At 27.1% G+C, this 22122-nt stretch carries 16 protein-coding genes; 4 read left to right on the top strand and 12 right to left on the bottom strand.

Annotated features, from left to right (window positions below; translation table 11 throughout):
• Positions 1-84: 84 nt before the first annotated feature.
• From mutS to L6653_RS02915, 4 genes are read left to right on the top strand one after another with little or no spacing between them, the layout of a single operon-like run.
• The gene (gene mutS, locus L6653_RS02900) at positions 85-2694 is read left to right on the top strand and encodes a DNA mismatch repair protein MutS (protein ID WP_236785439.1); all 2610 of its coding nucleotides are present in this window, start codon (positions 85-87) and stop codon (positions 2692-2694) included.
• Positions 2691-4508 (top strand): DNA mismatch repair endonuclease MutL, encoded by a 1818-nt coding sequence (mutL, locus tag L6653_RS02905; protein ID WP_236785440.1) that lies wholly within the window; start codon positions 2691-2693, stop codon positions 4506-4508. The genes mutS and mutL overlap by 4 nt, the downstream gene beginning before the upstream one ends.
• Positions 4498-5451: a tRNA (adenosine(37)-N6)-dimethylallyltransferase MiaA gene (miaA, locus tag L6653_RS02910; RefSeq protein WP_236785441.1), complete on the top strand. Its 954-nt coding sequence runs from the start codon at positions 4498-4500 to the stop codon at positions 5449-5451. The genes mutL and miaA overlap by 11 nt, the downstream gene beginning before the upstream one ends.
• A complete protein-coding gene (locus tag L6653_RS02915; RefSeq protein WP_236785442.1) occupies positions 5441-6727 on the top strand; it encodes a methionine gamma-lyase family protein in 1287 nt (428 codons plus the stop codon). Before miaA ends, L6653_RS02915 begins: the two co-directional genes overlap by 11 nt.
• A 60-nt stretch (positions 6728-6787) precedes the next feature.
• On the opposite strand, the gene L6653_RS02920 is transcribed toward L6653_RS02915, so the two are convergent.
• The 12 genes from L6653_RS02920 to priA form a co-directional block, all read right to left on the bottom strand.
• Complete coding sequence (locus L6653_RS02920) at positions 6788-7783, bottom strand: tyrosine recombinase XerC (protein ID WP_236785443.1); 996 nt, start codon at positions 7781-7783, stop codon at positions 6788-6790.
• 439 nt (positions 7784-8222) lie between these two features.
• Positions 8223-10124, bottom strand: a complete 1902-nt coding sequence (locus L6653_RS02925; RefSeq protein ID WP_236785444.1) for a glucosaminidase domain-containing protein — start codon at positions 10122-10124, stop codon at positions 8223-8225.
• A 126-nt stretch (positions 10125-10250) separates the two neighbouring features.
• Positions 10251-11789, bottom strand: coding sequence for a ribonuclease Y (rny, locus tag L6653_RS02930; protein ID WP_236785445.1), 1539 nt, complete (start codon positions 11787-11789; stop codon positions 10251-10253).
• Between the two features lie 84 nt (positions 11790-11873).
• On the bottom strand, positions 11874-13616 hold the full coding sequence (locus tag L6653_RS02935) for an ABC transporter ATP-binding protein (protein ID WP_236785446.1): 1743 nt from the start codon (positions 13614-13616) through the stop codon (positions 11874-11876).
• Entirely contained in the window at positions 13609-14295 is a 687-nt protein-coding gene (locus L6653_RS02940; protein ID WP_369806165.1) for an ABC transporter ATP-binding protein, read from the bottom strand. The genes L6653_RS02935 and L6653_RS02940 overlap by 8 nt, the downstream gene beginning before the upstream one ends.
• Positions 14296-14298: 3 nt before the next feature.
• Positions 14299-15342, bottom strand: a complete 1044-nt coding sequence (locus tag L6653_RS02945; RefSeq protein ID WP_236785448.1) for an ABC transporter transmembrane domain-containing protein — start codon at positions 15340-15342, stop codon at positions 14299-14301.
• A 66-nt stretch (positions 15343-15408) separates the two neighbouring features.
• A complete protein-coding gene (epsC, locus tag L6653_RS02950) occupies positions 15409-15936 on the bottom strand; it encodes a serine O-acetyltransferase EpsC (protein ID WP_236785449.1) in 528 nt (175 codons plus the stop codon).
• A gap of 1 nt (position 15937) precedes the next feature.
• Positions 15938-16849, bottom strand: a complete 912-nt coding sequence (gene cysK, locus L6653_RS02955) for a cysteine synthase A (RefSeq protein WP_236785450.1) — start codon at positions 16847-16849, stop codon at positions 15938-15940.
• A 148-nt stretch (positions 16850-16997) separates the two neighbouring features.
• Positions 16998-17669 carry a translation elongation factor Ts gene (tsf, locus tag L6653_RS02960; RefSeq protein WP_236785833.1) on the bottom strand — a complete coding sequence of 224 codons (672 nt, stop codon included), beginning with the start codon at positions 17667-17669 and terminating at the stop codon, positions 16998-17000.
• A gap of 10 nt (positions 17670-17679) precedes the next feature.
• Positions 17680-18465 carry a 30S ribosomal protein S2 gene (rpsB, locus tag L6653_RS02965; RefSeq protein WP_236785451.1) on the bottom strand — a complete coding sequence of 262 codons (786 nt, stop codon included), beginning with the start codon at positions 18463-18465 and terminating at the stop codon, positions 17680-17682.
• Positions 18466-18599: 134 nt separating this feature from the next.
• Positions 18600-19727, bottom strand: a complete 1128-nt coding sequence (gene ftsY / locus L6653_RS02970; RefSeq protein WP_236785452.1) for a signal recognition particle-docking protein FtsY — start codon at positions 19725-19727, stop codon at positions 18600-18602.
• Positions 19728-19736: 9 nt separating this feature from the next.
• Entirely contained in the window at positions 19737-22115 is a 2379-nt protein-coding gene (priA, locus tag L6653_RS02975; RefSeq protein ID WP_236785453.1) for a primosomal protein N', read from the bottom strand.
• Positions 22116-22122 lie beyond the last annotated feature (7 nt).

The following is a 22122-nucleotide window of genomic DNA, read 5'->3' on the forward strand; positions in this document are numbered from 1 at the left end:
TTATTGAAACAATAATTTTTTTTGCACTAGTCTTATTTCTTTTGAATTTTACCATATGATATAATAGTCAAAGGATGTGATTAAATGAATTCGGATTTTAAATATGATAAATTAACACCAATGCTTAGACACTATGTTGATGTCAAAAATGATTTTAAAGATTCCCTTCTTTTGTATAGGGTGGGGGATTTTTATGAAGCATTTTTTGATGATGCAATAACTATAAGTAAAAATCTCCAACTAGCTCTTACAGGTAAAGAATGTGGCCACGATAAAAGAGCTCCTATGTGTGGAGTACCTCACCATGTTATAGATACTTATATAAATAAATTAGTTCAAAATGGTTTTAAAGTTGCCTTGTGTGATCAAATTGAAGATCCAAAAAAAGCCAAAGGACTTGTAAAAAGAGCTATTACTAGGGTTATAAGTCCTGGAACTATTGTTGACTTGGAATCTCTTGATAAAAAAGAAAATAACTTTCTTCTTTCTATTTTTGAAAATAAATTTGGCCTTGGTGCTTGTTTTTCAGATATTTCTACTGGAAAATTGGTGGCTTTTGAGATAAAAAACAATCCAAGTATTAGTGCAAATAAATTAATTGATGAAATAGAAAAAATCTCTCCATCAGAAATTATTATAAATTCAAACTTTTCAAATAAAAAAGTTTTAAATTACCTAAGTTTAAACAAAGATATACTAATTAATAAAATTGAAGATAGTAAAGACTATGAAAAATTATCTAGAAATGTTTATACAAATTTAGGAATGAAAAACTTTAAAAAGATAGAAAATTTGAGAATTTCTTTGATTGCTATATCTAATTTACTTGATTATATTTATAGCTATCACAAAGAAAAACTTGCCCATATTAATGATATAGAAATCCTTGATATATCTTCATATTTGCAATTAGATGCAAATACCAGAAGAAATTTGGAACTTCATACAAATATTGACAAAAAAGGCAAGGAAAACTCTTTATTTAAGTTGATAGATAAGGCTGATACAGTTATGGGCTCAAGACTTTTAAATGAATGGCTTGAAAGGCCCTTAATAGAGAAAGAAAAAATTGACAAGCGCCTAGACTTGGTTGAATTTTTCTTTTTAAATCCTGACCTATCAAGTAAAGTTTCATATTTTTTAGATGATATTTTTGATCTTGAAAGAATAATAGGAAAAATTTCTTATCAAAGAGCAAATGCAAGAGATTTTATTTCTTTAAAAACCTCTATAAGAAATATTCCTGAATTTAAAAGATTTTTGCAAGGTCTTGACAACAAAGATATAGTTTCTTTTTCAAAAAATATCCCTGATGTTTCAAATATTTATAAAATCCTTGATAAATCGATTCTAAATGATCCTCCAATTTTAATTACTGAAGGTGGAATCATAAAAGAAGGATTTAATGATGAATTAGACAAATTAAAAAAATCTTCTTTATCTGCAGAAAATGATTTGCTTTTATATGAAAATGAAGAAAAAGAGAAAACTGGAATAAATAAATTAAAAATAAATTACAACAAAAACAATGGATATTCCATTGAAATTACAAAATCAAACCTACATTTGGTTCCAGAAAACTATATAAGAAAACAAACCTTAAAAAATCAAGAAAGATATACAACCGAAAGGCTAGAAGAGCTTTCAAATCTAATTTTAGGATCAAGCGATAAGATCAATAACCTTGAGTATGAAATTTTTGGGGAAATAAGAGATTTCATTTTAAGTGAGGCAAAAACTCTCCAATACTTATCAAAATTAATTGCAATTATAGATTCCATAAATTCTCTATCAAAGCTTGCAAGAGAAAATAATTACACAAAACCCAAAATTACAAAAGATAATATTATAAAAATAAAAGATGGAAGACACCCAGTAATTGAGAAAAAACTTAAGGAAAATGAATTTATTTCTAATGATACAGATATTGGAGAAGATGATAATTTAATTCAAATAATCACAGGGCCAAATATGGCAGGAAAATCTACTTATATGAGGCAGATGGCCCTTATAATAATTCTTGCTCAAATGGGATCTTTTGTTCCTTGTAAAGAGGCTAGCATTTCAATTTGTGATAAAGTTTTTACTAGAATTGGAGCAAGCGATAATATATCAAAAGGTGAATCAACTTTTATGCTAGAGATGAATGAAGTTAGCAATATTTTAAAAAATTCTACAGACAAATCATTTATAATTTTAGATGAAGTAGGTAGGGGAACAAGCTCTGATGATGGTTTATCTATTGCTATGAGCCTAGTTGATTATTTAAGTAAAAAGAAAAAGGCAAAAACTGTTTTTGCAACACATTTTCATGAGCTTACAATCCTTGAAAATAAGCTTGATAATGTTATTAATTTAAAAATTGATATACTTGAAGAAAATGATAATCTTGTATTTTTAAGAAAAATTTCTAGAGGCAAATCTGATAGGTCTTATGGAATTGAAGTTGCAAGAATGTCGGGCTTACCAGATGAAATAATTGAAAATGCAAAAGTATTTATGAATAAGCTTGATCAAAGTGATGAAATATTCAAAGATAGCCACAAAATTGTTAAATCTTCAATTGATGATATAAAAGATATTGAAATTGAAAAGATTAAAAACTTTAGCGATTCTATAAACATAAATGAATTAACCCCATTAGAGGCTATAAATATTTTAAATAAATTAATAGGAAAAATTAAGGAGATATGATGAAAATCATAGAACTAGACAAAAATACTATAGAAAAAATTGCAGCAGGAGAGGTCATTGAATCTCCTGTTTCTATAGTAAAAGAATTGGTTGAAAATTCTATAGATGCAGAAGCAAAAAATATAATAGTAGAAATTAAAAATGGGGGAAAATCCTATATTAGAGTAACTGATGATGGGATTGGAATAGAAGAAGATGATTTTAAAAAAGCTTTTAAAAGACATGCCACATCAAAGATAAAAGATTTTTCAGACCTATATGATTTGTTTACCCTAGGGTTTAGGGGCGAAGCGCTCTCATCAATTCTTGCTTGTGCAAATGTAAAGGCAATTTCAAAAACAGAAAATCAAGAAATTGGTAAAGAAATAATTTTTCAAAATGGAAATATGATATCTTTTAATTCTATAGCTACAAATATAGGAACTAGTATAGAAGTTTATGATTTATTTTTAAATCTTCCTGTAAGGCGAAAATTTTTAGGATCAGATATAAATGAGTCAAATAAAATTTCAAAAATAATCCTAGCTCTAGCTCTAGGTTATGATAAGGTATCTTTTAAATTTATAAAAGATAATAGACTTGTTTTTCAAACATTAATAAATGAAGACTTAGAAAATAAAATTTATAAGTTATTAGATGAAAATTTAAAGGATAATATTATTGAAATAAATATTGAAAATTCTTTATATAGGGTAAAAGGCTATATTTCAAAGGCTAATTATTATAGGGGAAATAGGTCTATGGAGTATATTTTTGTAAACAATAGGCTTATTGAAAATGAAAATATAAGTAGAGCTATTGAAAATGAATACAAATCCTTAATACCAAGTCAAAGATTTCCTGGATTTTTTATATTTATTGAAACAAAGGCAAGTAATATTGATGTAAATATTCATCCAAATAAAAAAGAAATCAAATTTACCTATGAAAATGAATTAATTGACTTATTAAAAGAAAATATAAGCGAAAAATTATATGAAAATTCTAGTATAAAAGAGCTTAAAGTAAATGATAATAAGAAAAAAGAGTTAAACTTCTATGATGATTATAGTGAAGTTTTAAATACCTATAATAAACTTAATGAAGAAGAAAATTCTTATGATATATCTTACAAAATTGAAAATAAAGATATAGAAAATAAGGAAATTCAAAATAAAGAATATGACTTTTTTAAAGGTCTCGAACTTAATTTTATAGAAGATAAAGTCCCAAAAAATTCTACAAGTATAGAAAAAACTAAGACTAATAAGATTGATATTTCTAATTTATCCTATACTTGCTCGATTTTTAATAGGTACTCTTTATTTACTTATAATGATAAAATCTTAATACTTGATCATAGAAGAGCTGATCAAAGAATTAAATTCGATCAATATATGAAAAATTTTAATAGTAACAGCATTTCTTCTCAACGATTATTAGAACAAAAAATAATCAAAGTTAGCCTTGAAGAATACAACAAATATATCCAAAAAAAAGATTTATTTATTAAAATGGGTTTTGATATAGAAGAATTCTCCTTTGATAAACTTATAATTAGGTCAGTTCCTCTTGTATTTAAAAATCCAGAAAATAATGACTTTTTCTACGACCTACTTGATATTGATTTAGAAGATGAAGAATATTTTAAAGATAAAATAGAAAAACTTATAAATAAAAATATCTTTAGAAAAGGTGATACTATTAATAAGTCAGAAGCCCTTGCAAGTATTGAAAAATTAAATTCTTGTGATAATCCTTATAAAACCTATGATGGAAAAAATACCCTTATTATGATCGAAGAAAATGAATTGGAGAAATATTTTGACAAATAAAGTTTTAATTATTACAGGTCCTACCGCATCTGGAAAAAGTGATTTTGCAATTAAACTTGCCAAAAAATTTGGTGGTGAAATTATTTCAGCTGATAGCCAACAAATTTATAAAGATATGGATATTGGGACTAATAAAATTACTGAATTCGAAATGGAAGGGATTTATCATTATGGTCTTGATATCAAATATCCAAACGAGGATTATTCTGTGCAAGAATTTAAAGATATGGCAAGATCTTTAATTGATGAAATAAATTCTAAAGGAAAACTTCCTATTATTGCAGGTGGAACTGGATTTTATATAGATTCTATTTTATTTGACTTAAATTATGGAACAAGTAAAAAAGATGAAAATCTAAGAAAAGAGCTTACAAATTTAGCAAAAGTAAAAGGAAACAAATTTATTTACCAAAAGCTCATTAAAATTGATCCAATAGAGGCAAAAAAATATCATCCAAATGAAGTTCAAAGAATAATAAGAGCTCTAGAAACTTTTGAATTAACAGGAGAAAAACCAAGTGATTTAAGAAGAGGTTTTAAAAAATTAAACGAAAATATAAGTCCTCTTTTATTTTTTATTAACTATAATGATAGGTCAATTCTTTACGATAAAATAAATCAAAGAGTTGAACAAATGTTTGAAGCAGGCTTAGAAGATGAATTTAAAAATCTACTTGATAAATATAAATTAAATTCAAAATCAAAATCCCTCCAAGCGATTGGTTATAAAGAATTTTTTCCTTATATAGAAAATAAAATTTCATTTGATACACTTGTTTCTGAAATCAAAAAAAATACCAGACGTTATGCTAAAAGACAAATAACTTGGATGAAAAAATACTTGGAGTATGATTTTTCTCATTTAGTATACAGAGATGAGAAATCAGATGAAGATATTTTATTTAATATGGACAGAATAATAAAGGAGAATTATGATTTATAATAAATTATATGGAATTGATACAAATATAGAAAATTATGTAGAAAAAATCGACCAAGATTTAGAAGATAGATTTAAAGAGCTTGATAAAATCAGCGAATATAATCAAATAAAAGTTCTAAAGGCTTTTAGTGAAAACAGCCTATCAACTATGCACTTTAATTCAGCAACAGGATATGGATATGCTGATATTGGAAGAGATGTAGTTGAAGATATTTTTTCTACAATTTTTAAGGCAGAAGATTCATTAGTTAGACCAAATATAGTTTCTGGAACCCACGCAATTTCTCTTGTCCTATTTTCTTTATTAAATTATGGAGACAAAATATTATCTATTAATGGAGATCCTTATGACACATTACAACAAGTTATTGGAATTGAAGGCAATAAAAAAGGAAATCTTATATCTAAAGGCATAAAATACGAAAAATTAGATTTAAAAAATGAACAAGAAATCCAATATGGAAAAATAAAAGATGTATTGGACGGTAAAACAAAGCTTGTAATGATTCAAAGGTCCACAGGCTATACCAATAGAAGAGCATTTAGTATCGAAGAAATTGAAAAAGCAATCAAAGAAATAAGAAAAATAAATAAAAATGTAATTATTTTTGTCGACAATTGTTATGGAGAATTTACAGAGACAAGAGAGCCTATTGAAATAGGGGCAGATATTATGGCAGGATCTCTTATAAAAAACCTCGGTGGGGGAATAGCTATAACAGGCGGTTATATTTCAGGAAAAAAAGATTTAGTAGAATACTGCTCAAATACCTTAACAGCGCCAGGAATCGGTAAAGATGAAGGTTTGAGTTTTGGTACAACAAGAAATGTTTTACAAGGCTTATATTTTTCAAGCAAAACCACTATAGAATCTATAAAAGTCGCTCTCCTTTTTGCCAAAGTTTTCGATGATTTGAATTATGAAATAATACCAAAAATAGATGATCCAAGAAGCGATATTGTCCAAGCAATAAAATTACATTCTAGTGATAAATTAAAATTATTTTGCAAGTCAGTTCAAGAATCTTGTAGCGTTGACGCTAATTTAACACCAATTGCAGATGAAATGCCAGGATACGAAGATCCTGTTATAATGTCGTCAGGAGGCTTTGTAGAAGGAGCAACATCAGAATTATCATGTGATGGACCTTTAAGAGAACCTTACACGGTTTATTTACAAGGTGGATTAAATAAATATCATGGAAAACTTGCATTAATGAAAGTATTGGAAAAATTTATAAATAATAATTTTCTTGATATTAATTCAATAGTCTGATTTTAAAAAAATTATTTCTATTGATAAAATAAAAATCTAATCTGACTAATGCAAGTTAGATTAGATTTTTAAATTTGATAAAGGATTTTTATTTACCGCATTTTTTAAATCTTCATTATCAAGATGGGTGTAAATTTGAGTGGTCGATACACTTTCATGTCCCAAAACATCTTTTAAGGCTCTTATATCAACATTACCATATTTATACATCAAAGTTGCTGCAGTATGTCTTAATTTGTGGGTGGAGTAGACGCTAGTATCAAAACCTGCTTTTTTTAAATATTTTTCTACTGTAGATTGAACTGCTCTATTAGAAATTCTATTTTTTCTCGTAGATATGAATAGAGCGTCAGTTTTTTTATCTTTCAAATAATTTTTTCTTATCATTATATAATTATCAAGTAAATCTATACAATTTTTTGTTAAATATATAGTTCTTTCTTTATTTCCTTTACCAATAATGGAAAAATGATCATCTTTAATATCTGATAAATTTATGCTAACAAGCTCAGAAAGGCGCATGCCAGTTGTAAGAAAGGTGAAAACAATAGCCATATCACGATTTCTCAAAAATTCGTTTTTTTCGTCGGCTATAGTAGAAAGTAAATGCTCAGTTTCACTTAAAGTTAAATAAACCGGTTGACGTTTCTGGATTTTAGGATTTCTAAGCTTTTCACTAATATTATTGTCAATCATTTCAATTTCTTGGTGCAAATACTTATAAAAAGATCTTAAAGCAGAGATTTTTCTTGACCTTGTAGAAGTATTATCATTAAGCTCATTATCAAGATATGAAATATAAGCGTACATATCTTGAATATTAATGTCATTTATAAAGGATTTAGTAAATATTTTATTAGAATCTATATTAGAGTTTTCTAAATCTTGATTAAACCTATCAAAATCATCAAAATAAACTTTCCTTATAATTTGAAAAGAAATAAAGTTAATAAGATCATAATTATATTCACTAATAGTTTTTTTAGAAAGACCTCTAATAGATTTAAGATAAGATAAGTAATCTTTTAAAATTAAAGGCTCTTTAATTTTTTTCATAAATTTCTCCTAATTGTACTGAACTAGCTTTATTGTAGCATAAATCGAATCATTTTTCAAATTATTGCACAAAATTATTATTTTGTGCAATAATTTGAATTTTTAAATACCCCTTCTCAACTGTAATTATAACGGATTCATTTTTTATAAAACCATAAAATTTTATAATGAAATTTTTAGTATTTTATTTTTTTATCCAAATCATCATCCTATCAATAAAAATATGCAAAAATTGTAACCCTCCCAAAAAAATTAAAGCTCTAATCTTCGATTTAAGCGATTTTATATTTTCACTAATACTATTTTTTCTATTGCTAAAATTTATATATTTTTAAAATATATGAACGAAATTTTAAATCAATCACTTTTATCTTTTTATTTAATCTATAAAGGAAAAATAAAAAATCGGATAAAGTTTTACCCTTATCCGATAAATTAGTTATTTTCTTTTTCTACTAGAAAATAAAGCCATACTTGAAGCAGATAAAGTCAATAGGACTGAACTTAAAGATCCAACTCCTGTTTGTACATTATCAGATTTAATATTTTTATATGAAGACTCAGTTTTAACTTTATTTTCTGTTACTTGTTGGTTTTTTCTATAATTTTTATTTTCAGCTTTATCTATTATATTTTTATCAACCAAATCAGCAGACTTAGATTTTAATATAGTTTTAGTAGATTTTTCTGCATTTAAATTACTTGTTTTTTTACTATCAACCTCTTTTGAATCTTTATCTATTAAAGATTTTTTAACACTTAAAGAACTTCCTACTTTACTAATAGAAACAGGATTGGATATTTCAATTTTATTTTCAGATTCTTTTTTTACATCTTTAATTACTTTTGGTTTTTCAATATTTTTCACCTTATTTGTTTTTGTTGTAACGGACTTTTTAATAGGAGTCTTCTTTACAGAAGGAACAGAAGAAATATTTTTAACTTCGTTTTCAACTATTACAGGGTTAGACCTTTTAACATCCTTACTTACACCGCTAGTTGTTTTAGAAGCTTTTAAGTTTGTACTTGAGTTATTATCCTTAACTAAGATCGTTTTTGGTTTTTCTGCTGTTGATCCTAAATATTTATTAGCAACATCAGATAAGCTAGAACCAGAAATTACATTAAGAACCTTATTAACATACCTACTATCAGTAGCATATCCAGCATTTTTAATTCTTTGAATTTGTTCCTTATAATCTTTAGCTTTATTTACACCAAAACTACTATAATAATTACCTGTTAATAAATTTAAATATTGCCTAATACTTTGCTCATATGTATCAAACTTTCTAAATTCATCACTTATTCTTATTGTTTTTCCATCTATTTCTTCATAAGTTTTATATACTACGCCTTTTCCCTTTCCACGTTCGGAATAAGGAACTTTTACACCAAATAAATTTTTATTATACTTAGCAAGTCCAGATTGTCCCCAGCCTGACTCAAGAATAGCTTGACCCATCATAACTTCAGGGAAAATATTATATTCTTTTGCAAGACTTGAGTGGCTTGCAAGCATCTCAAGAAATTCTTTTTTATTATTATAATTATTTATATATTTACCATTATAATTTGTTTGGTTTTGATAAGAAACAGTTTTAGGTGCAAGATTTGATGAATAAGTTCTTACAGCAACTTTTTTTATTACCGGAGCTACTTGTAAAGCTTCACTATCATTTTCTTCATTTTTTTGTTCAGTTATTTCAACTTCTTCTTTTATTGATTCTTTTTTGGAAGCTTCACTTGCTTCTTCTTCAGCCTTATCTTCCAAAGATTTTTCATTAACTATATCTTTATCACTTTGTAAATTTACGGAAATTTCAGTTTCATCTTTTTCTATATAATCAAGCTCATCAACATGATTTGTATCTTGTTCATCAATTATAAGATTTTCTTCATTATTTACTTCTTTTATATCTTCTATTTTTTCCGCATTGTCATTTGAAACTTCAGGACTTTTTACTTCATTTTGAGTTTGGTCTAAATTTTTTTCTTCAGAATCTACACTATCAGTTTTATTGATTTCTATATTATCTACAAGATTTTGAATAGTTGGATTTTCATCATTTTTTTCATCACTTTTATTATCCAAAACTTCTTCTATATTTTTTTCTTCATTCTCAATAACTTCGTTTTTATCTAAATTTTCTTTAGATTCCTTCTCTTCAATTTTATCTTTTTCTTCAGAAAGAAGTTTTTTATCTACTATAACCTTTTCAACATTTGTGGATTCAATGTCCTTAGCTGAGGAACTAGAAAACAATCCACCACTTGCAAGCAACAAAACTAATGCGCCGCTTGTAATCTTTGTTATATTTTTGTTATTATTTTGTTTCATTTACAACTCCTTAAACTATTATTAATATAATGATATAATTTTCTGTAACAATTGTCAATTTAAATGTGTAAATTAGAATAATTTGTAATTTTGATTACAAAAAAGAGAGGCTTAAACCTCTCTAAATTATTTAGCATATTCAATTGCTTTAGACTCTCTTATTACATTAACTTTTATTTGACCAGGATATTCTAGTTCATTTTCAATTTTTTGTGCGATTTCTCTAGCAATCACAACCATTTGATCATCTGATATTTTTTCTGGTTTTATCATAACCCTTAATTCTCTTCCTGCTTGTACAGCAAAAGTTTTCTCGATTCCATCAAATGAATTCGCAATTTCTTCTAGATTTTCTAGTCTTTTAATATAATTTTCTAAGCTTTCTCTTCTTGCTCCAGGTCTTGCTGCTGATATTGCATCTGATGCTTGTACTAAAATTGCAGCTATACAATTAGCTTCTACATCTCCATGGTGAGATTCTATACAATTTATTACGTTTTTATTTTCACCATATTTTCTTGCAGCTTCGACCCCGATAGAAATATGAGTTCCTTCTACCTCATGATCTATGGCTTTGCCCAAATCATGCAATAGTCCTCCTCTTTTGGCATCTTTATCATCAAGACCCAATTCCTGTGCTAGCATTCCAGCAATTTTTGCAACTTCTATAGAATGTTTTAAAACATTTTGTCCATAAGAAGTTCTAAATTTTAGCTTTCCTACAAGCCTAACAAGTTGTGGGTGAAGATTGTGTATGCCTACTTCTTCGATTGCCCTTTGTCCGTCTTCAATTATTCTTTGTTCAACTTCATCTTCTGCTTTCATTAGCATTTCTTCAATTCTTGAAGGATTTATTCTTCCGTCAAGGATTAGTCTTTCCAATGCTACTTTTGCAATTTCTCTTCTTATTGGCTCAAATGCAGAAATCACTACAGCTTCTGGTGTATCATCAATTATCATATCAGTTCCTGATAATTGTTCAAAAGCTCTTATATTTCTTCCTTCTCTACCAATTATGCGACCTTTCATTTCATCATTTGGCAATGAAACTACTGTAACTGTACTTTCAGCTACTTCATCAGCCGCATATCTTTGAATTGTTGTTGCTATAATTTCTGAAGCTAATTTTTTACTTTCATTTTTAGTTTTTTCTTCAAACTCTTTAATGATTTTAGCTTGCTCATGAACAACATCATTCTTTAAGCTTTGAAGTAAAATATCTTTGGCCTCATTTGTTGTAAGACCTGCAATATCTTGTAACTTCAACTCTTGTTCTTCGATAAGTTTCTCAATTCTGTCTTCTTTTTGTTTTAACTTTTTTTGGTCACTAGAGATTTCATCAGATTTCTTATCTAACAATAAGGATCTTTTGTCTAGACTCTCTTCTTTTTTTAAAAGATGACCTTCTTTTGTAGCAAGTTCATTACTTTTTTTGTTAATTTCTTGCTCGCTTTCCATTTTGCGTTTAGAAATCTCATCTTTTGCACTTATCAGTGCATCTTTTTTTAGGGATTCAGCATCCCTGTTTGCTTCCTCAATAATTCTTGCAGAATAATCTTCTGCAGAAGAAATTTTTGATTCACCTATTTTTTTTCTACAAAGATAGCCTATAAAAAAAGCTAATATTATGAAGGCGACAGATAGAATAATTTGATTAAAATTCATTTTATCACCTCCTGTAATTAGGATTTTCATCCTATAAATAATTATATCATAAATCTATATTTATACGAAAAAGTTTTTCTTAATTTATTTCTCTTTCATTTGTTTTAGATACATTTTCTTATATTCCCCATTTAATGACATTAAATAATCATGATTTCCACTTTCTAAAATTTTCCCGTGAGATAATACTATTATTTTATCAACATTTTTTATAGTAGATAATCTATGAGCAACTATAAATGTTGTTCTATCTTTTTTTAATTCATTAATCCCTTCTTGAATTATATTTTCAGTTTCTGTATCAATATTTGAAGTAGCTTCATCTAGAATTAAAATTTTTGGATTTCTTATATAGGCTCTAGCAAATGAAATTAATTGCTTTTCACCTTGACTTAAATTCGATCCATTTTCTAAAATTTCACTATCTATTCCCCTATCAATGAGTTTTTTTCCTCCCACTTTTTTTAAGGAATCTATAACTTTTTTATCTGAAAATTCTTCTCCTAGACAAATATTTTCCTTTATGCTTGCTTTAAACAAAAATGCATCTTGTAAAACTACAGCCATATCCTTTCTCAAATTATCTCTATTAATTTTGTTTATATCAGTATTTCCTATTAAAATTTTTCCTTCTCTTGGAGAATAGAAATTTAAAAGCAAATTTATAAGTGTTGATTTTCCTGAACCTGTTTGACCAACAAAAGCTATAGAGGATCCATTACCCACATTAAAGCTAAGACCTTTAATAACATCTTCATATCCATCATAAGAGAAATATATATCTTTAAAATAAATATCTTTATTAAGGTCTATTTTTTTATCTTCCAACTTATCCATAGATTTCATTTCCAATAATTCGAAAATATGATTTGCTGAACTAAGGGCATCCTCTACATCACCAAATCTCATGATTATTGTATTCATATTATTAAATATTTTAGTTGTATAATCAATAGCCATATACAAGGATCCAATACTTACAAGATAAATTTTTGTAATTGAACCAATACCAAAATAAATCAGCACGATAATTATAGCCAAAAATTGAATTATATCCATAGCCCTGTAGCCAGAATATGATCTTAATTTAGATAATTTAATATTTAAATCATAAATTTTTTTATTTATATTTTCAAACTTTTTGAAAATAAAATTTTCTCTATTAAATACTTGAATAATTTCCATATTTTGAATATATTCATTTATTTTGGCATTTATATCTGCTGTATATATTTTTATATCTTTTGTGTAGGCATAAGTTTTATTTAGATAACTTCTAAAGATTATAAATACAAGAGGAATTAGTATTAAAAGCATGAGGGCTGCTATAGTATCTGTAAACAAAAGTGTTATATAAAGTCCAACTATTAAAATTATGGCATTTATAATATCAGAAAATAAAAGTTGAAACATAATTTTTAACTTGTTTGTATCATTTGTTATTCTTGATGCAATTTTTCCTGATGGAAGTGTATCAAAATATGATATAGGAAAAGTTGAAACCTTATCGTATACATCTTTTTGAACTCTTGCCGCAATTTTATTAGCTGAAATTTGAAAATAAACTCTAGACCTATTTAGTAAAATCCCTGATAAGACAAAAACTATAAAATATAAGGCTAGCAATAAGGCGATTTTCTTAAAATTTTCTCTATCCATATCTGATTTTAAGACATTATTTATAATATATCCAATTATCATCGGTCCAATTATCTCAAGTATGGTCCTTAAAAAAGAAAAAATAAAACCAATTGATAAAAATTTCTTTTCGCTAAGAGAATATATTTTTAATTTTCTATAATTTTCTTTATTTTTCGTCTTAATCATTTTTATCACCTAAAATTTGATTTTCATATTGACTTTTATACCACTTTCCATTTTGAATAAGCTCATAATGATTTCCCATTTCAACAATTTTCCCATTATCTAATACAATTATATTGTCGCAATTTTGTACTTGGCTAATTCTATGGGCTATTATTATTGTAGTTTTATTTTGCCTGTGTTTTTTAAGCTTATTAAGTATGTTTTTTTCTGTATTGGCATCTACCGCACTCATAGCATCATCTAAAATTAAAATTTCAGGATTTTTTAGGACAGCTCTTGCTATTGATAGTCTCTGCTTTTGACCTCCAGAAAGTGATACTCCCTTTTCACCTGTTATTGTGTCAAGGCCTTTAGGAAATTCATCAATATCTTTTTTAAAATCTGCAATCTCTATTGCTAAATTTAATTCTTCATCACTTGCATCTTCTTTTGCAAATAAAATATTATTTCTTAAGCTATCTGAAAAAATCATATGTTGTTGAGGTACATAACCAATATTGTCATTTAAACTTTTAAAAGAAATATCTGATGAAATATCTTCATTAAAATATATAGTTGATTTATCCACCTTATATAAGTCTAGTATTTGCTTAATAAGTGTAGTTTTTCCAGATGAAGTTTTTCCTAATATTCCCAAAGAAGTAGAATTTTTGATTTTTAAGCTTATATAATTTAATATATTTTACTTTGAGCTTGGATATTTAAAACTGTGATTATCAAATTCAATGTCCAAAGGAAATTCTGCTTTTTTCTTTTTTTCTGAGTTTTTAATCTCTTCTTTATAATCAAGTGTTTCAATTATTCTATCCATAGCGGCACTAGCCTGTTGTTTTACATTTATAAAATCGCCCAAGGCATACATAGGCCAAACTAACATATTTAAATAATAAGTAAAGGAAACTATTTGACCAATAGAAATTTTCCCAAGACTCATAAGATAAGATCCAAAACCTATAGCAATAATAAATGTAAGTGATGTTATTATTCTTTCAACTGGAGCAAGAAGAGCCTGATATTTTGCAAGAATAATATTATTATCAGCTAGTTTATCAGCATTATTGTAAAATATTTTTCTTCTATTTCCTACAATATTAAATACTCTAATAAGTCTAATCCCTTCAGCATCTTCGAGAACACTGTCATTTAATTTATCAAAAGATTGGTTTACTTTCTTAGATTTATCATAAATTTTATCCCCTATTTTAAAATATATGAAAGCAATAAAAGGTAGGGGTAAAATAGAAAGTAAAGTCAATTTAAAATCTATAGTAAAAATCATAACTAAAACAATACTTAAAGGAAGAATTGTAGCATCAATTAAAGATAATGTTCCATAACCTGCCATTATTGAAATTTGTGAAATGTCGTTAGTAGATTTTCCCATAAGAGATCCTGTAGAATTATTTTCAAAAAATTCTTGAGATTGAGCCAAAAATTTCTTCATCAACTTATTTCTAGTTAAATATTCAATAGTCCCACTAGCCTTAAAAACATTGTAAGACCATCCCATAGCAAGCAAATATTTTAACAAAATAACAAAAATAGTAAATAAAATTATTTTAATAAAATTTTCTAGATTAATTGAATTATTATAGACTAAATCTATTAATTCACCTATTATATAAGGCAAAAATAAAGAAACTATATCACTTAATAATAAAAATATAATACCAATTATATAGGGCTTTCTATAGTATCTTATAAACCACTTAAATTTCTTATACATATTTACCTCTAAAATTAAAGAGCTGTTAATTTAAATAATTTTAAATTCAGAATTAACAGCTCTTTTTTAATTATGCTTATGTTTAATTATCTTTGCTGGAGCACCAACTGCAGTACAATCATCAGGTACATTTTCTAAGACTACTGAATTTGCTCCAATTTTACAGTCATTTCCAATTGTAATATTTCCTAATAAAATTGCTCCAGCTCCAATTAAAACATTATTTCCAACACTAGGATGTCTTTTAACCCTTTTATTTACCAATCCACCAAGGGTAACTCCATGATACATTAAAACATCATCACCGATTTCTGCAGTCTCTCCTATTACTACACCCATCCCGTGATCTATGTAACATCTTCTACCAATTTTTGCTCCAGGATGAATTTCTATTCCAGTTTCTTTTCTAGCTTCTAAACTAATTTCATTCGCCTTAGAAAATTCACCTTTTAGATATAGTTCATGAGCCTTGTAATGTGCCAATAAAGATCTTACACCTGGAGAAAATCTTATTGCATCATCAGCCTTAGTTAAGGCAGGGTCCTTGGCTAAGGCCGCCTTAACTAATTCATCTTTATATTCTTCAAAAGTCATATTAGTCTAAATTATATAATTCTGTAGATAAATATCTTTCACCAGTATCTGGTAAAACAGTAACAACTACTTTTCCTTCGCCAATTTTATCAGCTATTTCAATGGCACCTAATACATTGGCTCCTGATGAAATACCAACAGCTAAGGCTTCATTTTTTGCAAGTTCTCTTGACATTTTAATAGCATCATCACCTTTTACATCAACAATTCCATCTACTATATCAAAATCTAAATTTTTAGGAATAAAGTTTCCACCAATCCCTTGGATTTTATGACCTGAAGCTTTTCCGCCAGAAAGTAGAGGGCTTTCAGCAGGTTCAATTGCATAAATCTTAACATTTTTATTATTTTCTTTTAATCTTTTACCTACACCTGTTACAGTTCCACCTGTACCAACTCCTGCTATAAAAGCATCTGGAGAAATTTCATTCAAAATTTCAACTCCAGTTGTTTCGTAGTGAGCTTTAATATTTGCAGGATTTGAAAATTGATCAGGCATAAAGTATCCATCTTTTTTAGAAAGCTCTACTGCTTTATCAACAGCTCCTTGTAGGGCATTTTCAGTGGTTCTTATAACTTCTGCACCGTAAGCTTCAGCAAGTTTTGATCTTTCTATACTCATAGAACTTGGCATTGTCAAAATGCATTTGTATCCCTTTGCAGCAGCAAGAGCAGCCAAAGCTACACCAGTATTTCCACTTGTTGGTTCAACTATTGTATCACCTTTTTTTAATTTTCCAGATCTTTCAGCTTCTTCAATCATATAAAGAGCAATTCTATCTTTGATAGATCCGGCTATGTTATTTTTTTCAACTTTAACGTATATATCTGCTCTTCCCTCTTTTTTAAGAGAATTTAATTTTAGAAGAGGTGTATTACCTATTAATTCTTTCGCATTTTTATTTATTGTCATTTTAACTCCTTTTAAAAATTAAAATTATTTTATCGGTTGTCCTAAATATTATATTAGAAAAAATATTTCTTTCAATTAATTCATAGTAAAAAAATATGAATTCTTTGTAAAAAAAGAAAGCCCATAGGCTTTCCTTTAAATTTAATTATTAAGCATTCATTTGACTTTGAACTTCTTTAGCAAAATCTTCTTCTTTTTTCTCTAGACCTTCACCAACTTCAAATCTAGCAAATCTTCTAATTTTAATGTTTTCTCCTACATTGTTAGCAGTATCTCTTAGATATTGTTCAATTGTAAGATCTGGATTTTTGATATATTGTTGGTCTAATAAGCATACTTCTTTGAAATATTTTTTAAGTCTGCCTTCAACTTTTTTATGAGCTATCATTTCTTTTTTATCTTCAGGCATGTTTTCATTAGCTTCGTTCATAGCTTGTTTGATTAATATTTCTTTTTGTTCTGCTACATCTTTTTCATCAGCATCTTCTTCTGATATATAAAGTGGATTTAAAGCAGCTATATGCATAGCGATGTTTTTAGCAAATTCTTTAACAGTATCAGTGTTTGCTGAGAAATCTGTTTCTGTATTAATTTCAACAATAACACCTATTTTATCATTATGAATGTATGAACCAATTACTCCTTCAGCAGCTATTCTATCAGCTTTTTTATCTAGAGTAGCTTGTCCTTTTTCCTTTAATAGTTTTATAGCTTCATCTATATTACCATTAGTTTCAGTTAAAGCTTTTTTACAATCCATCATTCCAGCGCCAGTTTTTTCTCTTAATTCTTTTACTAATTTTGCACTTACTGCCATAATATCCTCCTAATTATTCCTCAATTGCTTCTTCTTCATTTTCTTCAGCTGATTGTTCAGATTCTTCTTCATCAATTTCTGTTTCTTCGAAGTCTTCCTCGCTTACAGCAAATTCGCTTCCTTGGTTTCCTTCTATAACAGCATCTGCCATTAATGAAGTTATAAGTTTTACAGCTCTTATAGCATCATCGTTTCCTGGTATAGCTATATCTACAACATCAGGATCACAGTTTGTATCAACAATTGAAATAACTGGAATTCCTAAAATTCTTGCTTCGTGAACTGCTATTTCTTCATTTGATGGATCAACTACAAATAATACATCTGGTAGTTCTTCCATTTCTTTAATACCACCAAGATTTTTTTCTAATTTATCCATTTCTTTATTTAATTGTAAAACTTCTTTTTTAGGTAGAAGATCAAAAGTTCCATCTTCTTCCATTGTTTCATATTTTTTAAGTTTATTTACAGAATTTCTAATTGTGTTGAAATTTGTCAACATTCCACCTAACCATCTGTTAGATACATAATATTGACCACATCTTTTTGCTTCTTGTTCTATAGAATCTTGGGCTTGTTTTTTTGTTCCTACAAATAAAACGCTTCCGCCTTCACTTGCGATATCTCTAATTGTTTCGTAAGCTTTTTCGATTTGACCTGCAGTTTTTGCAAGATCTATTATATAGATTCCATTTCTTTCTGTGAAGATGAATTTTTTCATTTTTGGGTTCCATCTTCTTGTTTGGTGTCCAAAATGTACACCAGCTTCTAATAATTTTTTCATTGATACTATTGACATATATATTACCTCCGTTTATTTTCTTCCATCTTTTTCAACTAGATTTTAAACTAATTAAAACTAGCAACGTAAACCTATCCAAAGATGTGCATAGTACTAATGTAATATACCATAAATTTAAATATATTACAAGTTTATTCGAACATTGCTTCTACAAATGATTTCGAATCGAATTTTTCCAAATTATTTATTCCTTCTCCTACTCCAATATACTTAACCGGAACTTCAAGTTCAACTTGAAGAGGGAATATAACTCCACCTTTTGCTGTTCCATCAAGTTTTGTTAAAATTAATCCTGTTATATCACAAACATTTTTAAATTCTCTGAGTTGACTTATAGCATTTTGTCCTGTTGTTGCATCTAAAACCAATAAGTTTTCTCTATTTGCATTGTTAGCATGAGTAGAAATTGTTCTATTTATTTTTTCAAGCTCATTCATAAGATTTTTTTTGTTATGAAGTCTTCCGGCAGTATCACAAATTAAAACATCTGAACCATTGGCCTTTGCTGCTTGTATAGCATCGAAAATTACTGCTGATGGATCAGATCCCTCTTTGTGGGCAATCATTTGTGTATTTGATTCTTTTGCCCATGAATCAAGTTGCTCTATAGCTGCCGCTCTAAATGTATCAGCAGCTGCTAATGTTACCTTGTGACCTTCTTTTTTCAGATTATAAGCAAGCTTTCCAATAGTTGTAGTTTTTCCGACACCATTTACTCCAATTACCAAAATAACGCTTAACTTATCATTTGATATATTTAACTTATTTTCAAGATTTTTTTCGTCTAACTTGTTTTCCATTATTTCTTTTAGTAAAGGAAAAATTTCTTCTGAGTTTTTTATTGATCTTTCTTTTATTTCATCTTTTAATTGATCTACAATTTCAATTGTGGATTGCATTCCTATGTCAGCAGATATTAAAATTTCTTCTAACTCATCATATAAATCATCGTCAATTTTTACATTTGCAGTAAATAAGTTTTTAAGATTTGATGAAAATTGCTCTCTAGTTTTCGATAAGCCTTTAGACAATTTCGCAAAAAAACCTAAATCATCTTCTTCATCTTTTTTATCTTCAAAATCATTATCTATTAAATCTTCACTTTTTAAAGAATTTTCTTCTAAATTATCTTTATTATTTTCTTCTCTTATATTTTTATTTAAATTTTCATTTATTTCTTCATTTTGATGAGGCTCTTTTTCTAGCTTTTCATTATCAACTTCTTCATTTTTATTTTTTTTCTTAAAAAAATCAAACATCCTGTCTCCTTAATTTATATCGCTTGGGTTTAATGCTACTAATATACTTGTATCTTTACTCTTATTTATAAAATAATTTTTAAGTCTTACAAGAAAATTGGAAATTTCTTCTAATTTTTCATCTTTTATTTTTATAATTATATTGTATCTGTATTTGTTATTAATGCGAGATATTTTACATGGATTTGGTCCAATTATTTTTATCTCCCTATCTTTTTCGTATTCTAAATCAAGATAATATTTTATTTTTTTTGAAATATCTATACATTTTATTCTTGACTCATTTAATATTTTTATAGTTATCAAATTTACAAAAGGTGGATATTCAAACGCTTTTCTCGCTTCAATTTCATAATTATAAAAGCCCTTATAATCATTTTTACTTGCAGCATTTATAACAAAATTATCAGGTTTGTAAGTTTGTATTACAACTTCTCCTTTTTTATCCGCCCTACCAGCTCTTCCTGAAACTTGAGTTAAAAGCTCATAACTTGTTTCATAAGCAGTATAATCATCAATATTTAATGATAAGTCTGCACTAATTATCCCAACTAAAGTAACGTTATCAAAATCAAGACCTTTTGCAATCATTTGGGTTCCAATAAGTATATCTACCTCATTTTCTTTCATTTTCTTATACATTAACTCATAAGATGATTTATCTTTAGCAGTCATTGAATCCATTCTAATAACTTTAGCTTTTGGAAATAATTCTTTTATCTCCTCTTCTAATTTTTCGGTTCCTGCTCCAAATTCTTTAATTTTTTTTGATCCACACGCAGGACATATTTGCGGTTGATTTTTAGTTCTTCCACAATAATGGCAAACAAGTTTTGATACATTTTTATGATAGGTCATAGAAACATCACAAGCTTCGCATTTTATAACATAGCCACAGTGTCTACAAAATGTAAATGAATTATGTCCAATTTTATTTAAAAATAAAATAACCTGTTCATCTCTTTCTAATTTTTCATTTATTTTTTCATATAAAAGCGAGCTTATCATAGAATAATTTGATTTTTTTAGCTCTTCTCTCATATCTACTATATGAACTATTGGAAGTTTTCCATTTACTCGATTTTTTAATTCAATTAAATTATATTCTTCATCCAAAGTCTTTGTCATGGTTTTTATTGAAGGAGTTGCTGATGCAAAAATCAAAGTCGCCTTATTGTAAGCTCTCCTAAACAAAGCTAGTTCATCAGTATGAAATTTAGGATCTTGGGAAGATATATAACTTTTATCGTGTTCTTCATCAATTATAATAAGACCTAAATTTTTAAATGGAGCAAATATTGCACTTCTTGCTCCAACAACAATTTTGACTTCTCCATTTTTAATCATTCTCCACTGTTGAAATCTTTCTTTTTGACTAAGCCTTGAATGCATTATGGCGATTTTTTGATTAAATCTTCCTTGAAATCTTTCTATGGTTTGAGGGGTTAAGGAAATTTCTGGAACAAGTATTATTGAATCTTTTCCCTTTTTTAAATTTTCTTCAACAACTTGTAGAAAAACCTCTGTTTTCCCACTTCCAGTAACTCCTTTTAATAAAAATGAAGAATCTGGATTTTTTATTATTTTTTTAAAAGCTGAATTTTGTTCATCATTTAAGCTAAATTTATGATATTTTTCAACGTCCTTTACCAAAGCCTTATTTACTTCAATTTTTCTAATATTTAGTATATTTTTTTTAACTAAGCTATCAAAAGAGTTTTTACTAGATTTAGTTTTGCTTAAAAGTTTTTTATATTCAACTTCTGGATTTTTTTTTAAATAATTTATAATCTCTTTTTGTTTTATAGCGTTTTTTGATATTTTACTATCATCAAAATTTTCTTTTAAACTTACAAAAATCTCGTAATTAATTTTTTGGTTTGAGCTTATATCAAAATATGAATCTATTAGACCCTTATCCTTATATTCTTCTATAGTATCTTTATTTATCTTATACTTATTTAAAAGATCATCCAAAGATTTTTTGCTTTCAAAAATATGATAAAATTTATCTTTTTGACCTAACTTTTCTGTTTTATAAAAATATTCTTTTATTTCTTTTATATTTCCAGCAGGTAGTATTTGTCTAATACAAGATCTTAGTGGTGAAAGATATCTTTTATTTATAAAAAAAGCTAGATTTATTAGCTCATCATCAACTAAGGCTTTTGAATCTATAATTTCTACTATATCTTTAGTTTCAAAATCATCATCAATATTTTCTACTATATCGTAAACAAAGGCAATAGTATTCTTATTGCCTTTGCCAAATGGGACAATAACCCTCATCCCTTTTTTTATTTTATTTTTAAAATTATCAGGAACGTGATAAGTAAAAGACCTATCCAAAAATCGGCTTTTACTATCAAGTATTACATAACAATACAATTTATCA

It is taken from the genome of Anaerococcus ihuae, assembly GCF_928368155.1.
GTDB classification, from domain to species: domain Bacteria; phylum Bacillota; class Clostridia; order Tissierellales; family Peptoniphilaceae; genus Anaerococcus; species Anaerococcus ihuae.